Annotated in this window: 2 protein-coding genes; both read right to left on the reverse strand. The window is 43.2% G+C overall.

Annotated features, from left to right (window positions below; translation table 11 throughout):
* Positions 1–146 precede the first annotated feature (146 nt).
* Positions 147–1,454: an MFS transporter gene (locus G9G57_RS25025; protein ID WP_019686267.1), complete on the reverse strand. Its 1,308-nt coding sequence runs from the start codon at positions 1,452–1,454 to the stop codon at positions 147–149.
* A 29-nt stretch (positions 1,455–1,483) separates the two neighbouring features.
* Positions 1,484–11,698 carry a non-ribosomal peptide synthetase gene (locus G9G57_RS25030; protein ID WP_274597719.1) on the reverse strand — a complete coding sequence of 3,405 codons (10,215 nt, stop codon included), beginning with the start codon at positions 11,696–11,698 and terminating at the stop codon, positions 1,484–1,486.

Genomic DNA, 11,698 nt, shown 5'->3' on the forward strand with positions numbered 1-11,698 from the left:
TTTCCAGAGACCAGAGATCTCTCATGTAAAGAAAAAAAACCACGTCTCAAAAAGACGGGGTTTCTCGACAATCTGAGGCCAACATAAGTTGGCCTTTCCATTAACATCAGGTCCTTCAATCACATCATCATGGGCAGAAATTCAGTTTATAATGCTGATACTCGTTCTTTTTCACCTACGCTATTAAGGACTGGTTCGGCATTTTGACTGAAAAAGTTACGTAATGCTTTGTTCTTATGAGCCATGATACCCATCACCAGAGCAACTATTCCCGATGCCAGAGGAAGGTATACCCAATGGATTCTATCCAATAGTATTCCGTACAACCCGATTCCGAGCGGAGTTGCTAGCATAGTGATCGAGCTGATTACACCAAACACCCCGGCTCTGATATGTTCTGGAGTATACAGCTGCACATAAGATATCATGGGAACATTGCTCATTGAATTAAAAAATCCGGTTACTGCCAAAATCATAATGAAGATGAACGTCATCTGTATCAGGCTTCCTGATGTTGAGGGAAACAATAATGGGAAACACCATGTTAGGAATAAGATGGCTTGAAGCTGAAACAGGATAAATATTTTGGTAATAACAAATTGATGTACTTTCCGACGTGAAACCACAATGGCTCCCGCAATGACTCCTACGAACCAGGCTCCTTGAATAACAGATAGTTGCTGAGCTGAAAGTTGAAGTTCCTGATAAGTCACATACGGCAGCACAACCTGGACTAATGGAGCGAGCATAAAATTGATACCAACAAAGATAACAAGTAAATACATTATGGCTTTTTGCTTGTTTATATACGCAAACACATCTTTGACACTGTCTAAATAACTTGAGGATACCGTTTGTTCATCAGTTTTCCTAAATTGTAACCATAGTTGCATCAATCCGGCCGAAATAAATGTTATTCCGTTAATCATCACAATCGTTTCCAAGCCCCAAGCTCGATAAGTTATGGCACCCAGGATCGGGCCCAGTACATTTATGATTGCTCCTATACTTTGATAGGAAGAGTTTACGCTATGAACGTTGTCTCTTTCCACTAAGTTAGGAATTGAGGCGTTCAGCGTTAGGAACGTAAATGATTGAATTAGGCTTAATATAACGGAAAACACGGCAAGTAACATGACATTGGTTGAATCCAACAAGAAAATGGGTAAAAAGATTAGTAGCGCTATTCCGCTTAATATTTCGGTTATGACAAGCACTTTCTTCTTATTGCTCCGGTCTATAACTACACCTGCAAAAATATTGACAAATACTCCGGGCAGAATGGACAAGCCTAACACCATTGAAAATACAGTGGCCGATCCGGTGATATCCAAAATATATAGACTTAAAGCAAACTTAAAAATCGAACTTCCTAGCTCAGATATAAGCCTGGTCACAGAAAAAATAAATAGGTTCCGGCGAGCATAAAACGAAAATTCCTTTGGCTGATTCATGAGATCCCCCTATTCGGTTAGGGCAAGAGTTACAGAACGGTTGCCCAGCGTCTTTCCAATTGCTCCAAGGCACTTTGTAGATGATTCCGTACTATACTTTCGTCTTCTGAAAAAGGTAGAGTTAGTGCCACAAACAGATTAGACTCGCTATCATGCCAAACTTCGCATAAGATTCGTGTTCTTCCTTCAACATTGACATTACCCAGATCCACCGTTTGTAGGAGTTGATGCTCACTTCTCAGCTCACCAAGGAAATTAAATACAATTGGCATTCTATCCAAAGCCTGCTGCAAGTATCCTCCAGATAAAGGATAATCGTTCTGTACATCCGGGTTATACATTAAGTTAGCAAAGCTGATATTATGTTCAGCTGCCCATTGAACACTTTGGCGAACCTGCTGTTCTAGAGATACCAGATTTTTGTCTAAATTTGTTAGTATCGGGATATGATCTACAAATTCACCAATAACATCATAGTAACGCTTCTCTCCAAAGCTTCGGCCATACTGCGTTACCCAAATGGGTACCTGACTAAGCCCGAAATACATTTTACAAAAAGCAGTGAACGTAAAGAATGCAATCTCCCAATGACTAGTGTTGTCCAAGTGAACTGCTCTCTCGGAAGATTTCAAATCCCAAATGACAGTTGTATGCCCTTCAAGTACTGCTTTTTGACTTACAAAATCGGTTATACGACCCATTGCACGATCAAACTTATCTAGATTATAGGTAGTAGCTAGTTCCAGATCATCAACACCCTGAGGTCCTTCCATAATATGAGTTGTAAAATCAGAGTAACGATTTCTGCTCCCTTTAGGCGTTTCCTTTCCAGCTCGTACACATTCATAATAAGTGTTGAACTGGTGCTTAATAATCTCACTGCTCATAAAGTCAAAGATCGAGTGCGAAAAAGGTAATATAAGCATGTAGTCTTTCAGATTCTTTTTCACAATCAATATCCGATATAAGAGTGAATTGCTCAGTTCATGCTGCCTGTAAAAATAAGGCCAGACGATATTGTTCAGAATCACTTGCTGTGTATCTTCATCGTACATAGAGATATCAACCAGTGGTACAGGAAGATGATCTGGTGCTTCCCTTACTTGCCACTGCAATTCTCCGTTTTCTTCACACAGCGTACTTCTCATCAAATCTTGCTCTCGAATAATCTGCCGAATCGCTTCTTCCACATATTCCATGTTCATATGTTTTTCTAGCGGAATAATCGTGCCAGAAATATCACTATGTTGGAGATGGTAACGTTGTGTTGGAGACACAGGCAGTCTCTCTATCACTCCTAGGCTTAAAATAGCTTTGGAGAAAACGTCCAAATCATTGTCAATTCTTTCTGTCCATATGCTCTTAATGTCTTCAAGATTGGCCTTTTCCAGTCTCAGGGTTTCTTCTCCATGCCAAGTGATGTAATGAGGCTGAATTGATTCATCGCATTTCATGTCCAACAGTTCCATAATCTCTTTTTCAAAAGAAATGGCTCCATCTTCTAGATGCAGAACGATATAAGATTTTCCATTAAATTGCTCTTGTTGTAACCATCCCTTAACGTTCAGCTTTTGATGCAGCAACGCTATAATTTGATCAAATTGTTGGGCAAGTGCAGAATGGTTTTCTTCCATCCCTTCCACATGTAGTGCCAACTCTCTGACCGTAGGGTATTGATAGATACTGCTCAACCGTAATTCACTACTCCAAATCCCCTGTAACCTGGATGCAAGCTGAATAGCCGTTAAAGAATGTCCTCCCAGTTCAAAGAAATTATCGTCGATACCCACATGTTCAATACCAAGTACACTCATCCAGATCTCAACTAATTCCTTTTCCAGCTCACTGCTTGGCTCCACATATTCCGTTCCGGTACCAAATTCCAGCTCAATCTCTAATAGCATACGACGATTAATCTTACCACTCGACGTGAGCGGCATCTGATCCAAGAATACAAAATAGGCTGGAATCATATACTCTGGAACTGAGACAGATAAATTTTGTCGTAACATTGCTGTTGTCACATGAGGTTCGGCAACAACATACGCCCCCAAACTAGGCATCCCCGTTCGGTCATCAGCACGGGCAAGTACTGCCGCTGCCCGAACTCCATCATGCGCAAGCAAAGCCGCCTCAATCTCACCCAGTTCGATCCGATATCCGCGGATTTTCACCTGATGATCGATTCTGCCCATATATTCGATATTTCCATCCGGCAACCATCTGGCCAGATCCCCTGTTCGGTACATCCGTCCTCCCGGCTCGTATGGATCTTCTACGAACTTCTCTTCCGTCAATTCCTCCCGATTCACATATCCTCGCGCTACACAGTCGCCTCCAATATGCAGTTCGCCAGGTATCCCTATCGGTTGCAAACGGTCCTTCTTATCCAAAATGTACAATTTTACGTTATCAATCGGCTTCCCGATCGGAATGCTCTCCGGTTCATGCTCGACAGGACAGTCATAATACGCCACCTCCACGGTCGCTTCCGTTGGCCCATACAGATTGTGCAGCGTGGCACCGCCGCCTCCTATCAGACGGTTAAACCGACGCACATGCTCTGTCATCAGCGCTTCCCCGCTGGCAAATACCCGTCGTACACTGCGCATTTTCCCCGCAGCTCCGCTGTGTTCCATGTATTCCAGAAACGCGCCCAGCATCGACGGCACAAAGTGCAATGCCGTTACCCGGTTAGACTCAACTGTTTCAGCTATTGTGGCCGGGTCCTTCTCTCCTCCCGGCTCCAAAAAGCATACCGTTGCCCCTTGGATAGCCCACGAGAATAATTCCCACAACGATACATCAAAGGTATACGGTGTCTTTTGCAGGATTACATCCTCCGCTCCAAACGGAATCCGCTTTTGCATCCAGTGCAGACGATTGATCAGCGAGGCGTGCTCAATCATGACTCCTTTGGGCTTACCCGTAGATCCCGAGGTGTAAATCACATACACCAAATCCGTCGAGCGATTGATCGATTCCGGATTCTTTTCTCTTTCTGTTTGCTCCTTTTCCTGTACCAGCAAATCTTCGATAGCGATCAGTTCCCTGGTTGTTCCATGACAGCGAAGCTGTTCCACTAACTCCTGCTGGGTCAATAAAATGGATGCTCCACTGTCCTCCAGCATGAACGCCAGTCGTTCTTCAGGGTCCTCTGGATTCAGCGGCAGATAGGCTCCACCTGCTTTCAAGATTCCTAGTAGTCCGATAATCATCTCCAACGATCGGTGAACCGCGATCCCCACCACACGATCAGGTCCTACTCCTTTTTCCCGCAGCACATGAGCCAACCAATTCGCTTGGGCATTCAGCTCCCGATACGTTAACTGTCGTCCTTTGTAAAGGGCTGCCGGATGTTCCGGTGTTCGCTCCACCTGCTCCTCAAACAATTGATGGATTGTCTTCGCTCGCGGATAGATCGCTGTCGTATTGTTAAATTCATTCAAGATCACTTCTTTCTCCGGTAAAGAAGTTACTTCAATCGAGGATATACTCATCTCTGGATTATCCACGATTTGTCGGACTACGCCATTTAGATGATTTTTTATACGTTCCACAAATTCTCTACTTAGGGTATCAGCGTTGTACAGAAATTTAATGTTCAGTTCGTCTTTCAGGGAAACAATAAGATTAAAGTCATAGTTTGTCTGTTCATAAAAGGCCATGTCTCGCACATGAATTTTCAGATTGTGCTTCTGTAGCGCCTCTTCTTCTCCATACTCCGGGTAATTTTCAAACACAATAATATGATCTAACAGGCTTTGCTTCAGTGTGGTTATGGACTGAATGTCCGCTAATGATGTGTACTCATACTTAACAGATTCGATGGAGCTTTGTTGAGCTCTCTTGGCCATTTCAATGAAGCTTTCATTCTCCTCGCCATAAATTCGCACGGGAATAGTATTAATGAAAATACCTACCATGCTCTCAATGTCTGGGATTACTGGCGGTCGCCCTGAAACTACGGCTCCAAATACTACATCGTTGGTATTGTTATATCTTTGAAGCAATGCCCCCCATATGGATTGGAACAACGTGTTGACTGTAATCCGATTATGAGATGCAATCTCTGTTAATCGTCGTGTCATTGTTTGGTCTAACGAAAATTCTAGCTGACTCGTGCGGTAACCACCTTCTTTAGCCTGCAATTTGAACGTCTTCGGTATAACTGCACATTGCGCATATCCATCCAAAGCCTGTTTCCAATATTGCATGGACTCCTCTTTGTCCTGCTTTTCCAGCCAACGGATATAAGTTGAATAAGCAGGGGCTGTCTCAGACTTAAGCGGTCTACCATTTTTCAAATCTAGATACATGCTCATAAAATCGTGGTAGACAATCCCTACGCACCATCCATCCATAATCATATGATGGAAGGTCCACATCATAAGGAACTTATCAGGAGTTGTTTTTAATACATTTATACGTATTAGTGCTTCATTGGATAAATCAAATCCACGCAGAAGATCTTGTTTTTTGTGATCCTCAAGATAAGCGGTAATTTCTTGCTCATCCATCCCGGTAAGGTCATAAAACTGAAACTCTGCATGTTGATGTTTACGCACTACTTGCCGAGGTTCACGTATACTGGTAAACACAAAATTCGTACGTAATACTTCATATTTTGCCAACAATTCTTGAAAACTCTGTTCCAGAAGTTCCTGCTGCAGTTCACCTTCCATTTCAATCACGACTTGTTCCACATAAGCTGTAGTTTCTGGCTCCATCATGTAATGGAACAGCATTCCCTGCTGCATAGGTGTTAACGGGTAAATATGCTCTACTTGTTCAGTCCCACCAAACTGCTTGAGAATCTGATCTAACTCAGGAATAGAGAGAGTATGGTCTTGGTAATCAGATGGTGTGAGAACCTTCTGTGAAATGCTTGTACAGTGATTAATTAACATTTTTAAATGCTCAATATACATAAGGGATAATTGTTCAATAGCATGGTCTGCATGCTCGCCACGAATATATCCAAATTCAAGTAACAGTTGGTCTTGGGAAACAATACTATTAATGTCCAGTGTAAAATGACTTTCTGCCCCTTCACCAACAGAACGTCCCGGAGATAGCGGTGACGATTCAAAGCTCCTCTCTTGCGTACCATCCATAAATTGTCCCAGATAATTAAAACTGATTTGTGGCTGTATGTTAAAATCTAAATCTTGAGTATGTTCCACATCGGTCAAATACTTCAGAACTCCGTAGCCAATCCCTCGATTAGGGATATGCCGAATCATTTCCTTAGTTCGCCGAATAACAGATGAAATATCTTCACTATCCCTCATATCCAGAACAATAGGAAACATCGAAGTAAACCAACCTATGGTTCGAGTAACATCTATCTCCTCCATAATCTCTTCCCTGCCATGTCCTTCAAGATTAATAGCGAAGATTTTACTACCCGCCCATTGTTTAATAGCCAATCCAAGTGCTGATAACAATAAGTCATTAATTTCGGTATTATAGGCCTGATGAGCAGTTCCAAGCAGTAGCTGTGTATCTTGCTTGTCCAACCGGACAGCTATGCTCGTTCTTTCTTTTTTCACTCCATCCTCATCAGTACCTGTGCTCTTCTGAGGAAATGGAGACTCACATTGAACACCTTCAATTTGCTGCCAATATGCCTTCTCCTTCAGTAAAGTCCGACTGTTCGAATACTCTGCAAGCCGGTCGGACCAATACTGAAAAGAGTCCGTTTTATCCGGCAAAGCGATAGCCTTACCCTGTAATGCCTGGGTATATGCGCTCTCCAAGTCTTCCAATAAGATTCGCCAGGAGACCCCGTCAATAACCAAATGGTGAATAGCAATCAGCAAATGCTGACCTTGATCTGTTTGGAACAAGCCCACCCGGATCATCTCACCTGCTCTTAAGTCCATGGTAGCCTGTAGCCGACTCGCCTCTTCCTCAATCTTGCTTTCAGCATCGTTATTTCCTTGTAGATTATAAATATTTAAATGAAAAGGCTTTAACTGCGTTCCCGTATGGTATTGGCAAACAGAATTCTGACCAATCTCATACGCCATTCGTAGGGCATCATGGTGAATAATAATATTCTCCAAAGCAGTCTTTAGGGCTTCTTCATCAAATACACCACTAGTAAACAACATAACTGCTTGATTAAAATGGTTCCGATCATCCTGTACATTTTCGAAGAACCATCTTTGGATTGGAGTTAGCTGTACCTCACCTGTTACCGCCTTCTGGTCAATGATTCTGGAACGACGTTGGACATATGGTGCTACTTGCTGAACAGTAGGGTGCTGAAATATGTCCTTCATATCCAGCTTTAATCCCTCTTGGCTCAACCTTGCGATAACTTGAATGGCCTTAATAGAGTCTCCTCCAAGGTCAAAAAAACTGTGACTAATTCCAATTCCCTCTTGTCCCAGCACGCCTTCCCAAATTTTAACCAACTTCTCTTCCGTAGGGCTTGTTGGTGGTTCATACAGCGTGCTCAAGTCTAAGTTAATATGAGGCTCTGGCAGTTTCTTCTGATCCACCTTGCCATTAGCGTTCAGTGGCAAACTGTCCAGCAGGATTAAGCTGGATGGCAACATGTAATCTGGTAAATACTTCGCCAAGTAACGGCGAATAGCTGAAGTATTTAATTCCCCATCTGTCACCATATATGCAGAAATACGGTTTTGGCCGGATGGATCCGGCTTAGCTACAACTATTGCCTCTTTAATACGTTCATGGGATAGTAGTTGATTTTCAATTTCTCCAAGTTCTATACGAAAACCCCTAATTTTCACCAGATGATCTTGGCGGCCTACAAATTCAATATTTCCATCTGGAAGCCATTTTGCAATGTCACCTGTTTTGTACATTTTCTCGCCTGGATTAAATGGATTGTCTATAAACTTTTCGTTTGTAAAATCAGGTAGGTTCAAGTAGCCCTGGGATAGTGCATCCCCTGCTATACAAAGCTCTCCCGGTATACCAATAGGCTGCAATTTAAGATTTTTATCCAGAATATACACAGTAGTACCTGTAATCGGGGCTCCAATCGGAACGGTACCTTTCCGTTCATGAATCTGATCTACACCATAACAGGTAGCAAAGACCGTGCTTTCGGTAGGACCGTACATGTGCAGCATTTTATGGGGCCCGATATGTTCAAACAACTTGCTCACATGCGGTAGCGAAACCCGCTCTCCACCAAAAAGTATTTTGCGAATTGTAGTAAAGCATTCAATATTGGTTTCTATCAACGTGTTAAACAAGGCGGTAGTAATAAAAAATACCGAGACATTTTCATTTCGAATCAAGGAAGACAGTTTTTCTGGATTCAGCATATTCTCTTTACGTAAGAGAACCAGCTTAGAACCATTGACCAGAGCGCCGAATATATCAAAGACCGACCCATCAAAGGCATAGTTGGATAACTGCAAGAGAATATCCTGTTCCGTAAGATTGATATAATTGGAGTTTTTAATCAATCTCTCCACGTTATAATGCATGGTCAGATTCCCTTTTGGTTTACCTGTTGAGCCAGAGGTATATAGCACATATGCCAAATCATCCGGTTCATTCACATAAGGTAAGTTACTAGAATCCAAATCCTTAACGATAGTATCGAGCTGATCCAAATCAAGGATTTCCCCTGCAAACGCATCTGCTCCTGCCTCTTTTATGAAAGTTGATTCAGTCAGGACATGATGGGAAGCCAATAATAGTGTTATCTTGCAATCGTATAGCATCAGACTAATTCGCTCCGCAGGATAATCTGGTGCCAGAGGAACATACGCACCCCCAGCCTTTAAAATCCCTAGGATTCCGACTATCATTTCAAAAGATCGCTCTACCATCATGCCTACAAGCGTATTGGCCTGCACTCCTTTTTCTCTAAGCACTCTGGCAAGCTGATTCGCTCTATCGTTTAACTCGCTGTAAGTCCATTGTTGTTCCTCGAACGATACTGCGACACGCTCCGGCGTCTTCGCTACCTGCTCTTCAAAGAGCTGATGCAGCAATTTTCGGTTATCTTTCTCGTTAGAAGCGGGTACCGTATTAAATTTCGTTAACAAAATCTCTTCTTCGGATGCAGTTACCATGTTTACGTCGCCAATCCGTGCATCCGCAGAGTCCACAATAGTCTGTAAAATCTGCAAATAATGCTTCGACATTCTCTCAATACTTTCTTTGTAAAACAGCTTATTACAATAATCAATTCGAAAAGAGAGTCCCTCTTGATCCGCTTCTGCTGTTAACGTTAAGTCAACTTTGGCTATGCCAGCTTCAACAGAATAGGGCGATATGGATATCCCGTCAGCTTGCAGGCTTACCGAATCGGTATTTTCTAGAGAGAACATCGTATCAAACAGAGGATTTCGGCTTAAATCCCTGTGAAGTTCGAGCTTATCTACAAGATCTTCTATTGGATAATCCTGATGTTCGAATGCTTCCAGGCTGCTTCTTTGCACCTCCAGTAAAAATTGCTTGAGCGTTTTGTCAGCAGCTGGGCGGTTACGCAGCACAAGTGTGTTAACGAACATCCCCATAATATTTTCTAAATCCGTATGATTACGACCTGCTATTGGAGACCCTACCACGATATCTTCCTGGCTTGAATACTTATGCAGCAATACGTTGTAAGCCGATAGCAGTACCATAAATAAAGTGGTCCGATTTTCTGCAACAAATTGCTGTAGACCTTCACGAAGTGTCTTATCAGCTTGAAAAGAATACCGGTCACCTTCAAAGCTCTGTACTTGAGGTCTCGTGAAATCAGTTGGTAGATTAAGGACAGGAAGCTCATCCGAAAACAAGTCTAGCCAGTATTGTTCCTGCTTAATCAAGTGTCCTTCTTTGATCCACTCACTATTCCAAACGGCGTAGTCTTTATATTGAATACGCAATGGTGGCAGTGAGTTCCCGTGATACAATGCCGTGAAATCATTAGCCAAAACGCTCATGGAAACACCATCTGCAACAATATGGTGCATATCTACCATTAAAATATGCCTATTGTCCGAAATACGCACCAGCTTCGCCCGCAACAATGGAGCCTGACCTAAGTCAAACGGTCTTACGAACGTTTTGAATATCGCTTGAATCTGTTTGTCCTGTGCTTCTATTCCGATATCATCAACCTGTTGGAGACTCAGTTGAAATGGAACCTCACTATGAATTTTTTGTACTGGCTCCTCTGTGCCCCACTCAAATGATGTCCGCAATGCCTCATGCCTATCTATTAGATCCCTGAACACTTGCTCCAGCCGCTGGATGTCCAGTTCTCCCTCCATCAGTAAGGCAAAGGGCATATTGTATGCTGTTTCTGCTCCTTCAAACTGATGTAAAATCATTTGTCTCTTTTGAACGGATGTCACTGGATAAGAATCGCGTAGCTCGGCAGGAGCAATATCCATCATCGTCCCAGCTGCAACCTCTGGTCCGCAGATCAAAACACTCATTTCTTCGATGGTCGGATGTGCAAAAATATCACGGAGTGGAATTTCAACTTGCAGCAACTTATTGATTCGAGACATAAGTCGAGTCGCCGTTAGTGAATGTCCACCCAGTTCAAAAAAGTTGTCATGTATACCGATGAAGGATATGTCCAGCAACTTCTCCCAAATCTCGGCTAGTTTTCTTTCCGTTTCGTTTCTTGGTGCAACATAGCTGGTGGCTCGCATCCCATGATCCGGTTCGGGTAGCGCTTTACGGTTAACCTTGCCACTGGACAGGTGCGGCATAACATCTAGCCGGACGAAATGACTTGGCACCATGTAATCCGGTATAAGTGCCTTCAAATGTGCCCTTAAAATAGATGTGTTCAAACCTTCTCCGCTTTCAACATATGCGCATAAATATTTGCTGCCATCTCGATCATCAAGGGCAAGTACCGTCGCCGCCCTGACACCTTCATACGCGAGTAAGGCCGCTTCAATCTCACCTAGTTCGATCCGGTAGCCCCGAATTTTCACCTGATGGTCAATCCGACCCATATATTCAATGTTTCCATCCGGCAGCCATCTCGCCAAATCTCCCGTCCGGTACATCCGTCCCTCTGACGTATATGGGTCTTCTACGAACTTCTCCTCCGTCAGTTCTTTCCGATTCACATATCCTCGGGCTACGCAGTCCCCTCCAATATGCAGCTCGCCCGGTACGCCGACTGGCTGCAATCGGTCTTTATGGTCCAAAATATACAATTTCACGTTGTCAATCGGCTTCCCAATCGGAATACTCTCCGGTTCCTGGTCCGCAGGACAGTCGTAATACGCCAC

The sequence above is a fragment of the Paenibacillus sp. EKM211P genome (genome assembly GCF_011066175.1).
GTDB lineage: Bacteria > Bacillota > Bacilli > Paenibacillales > Paenibacillaceae > Paenibacillus > Paenibacillus polymyxa.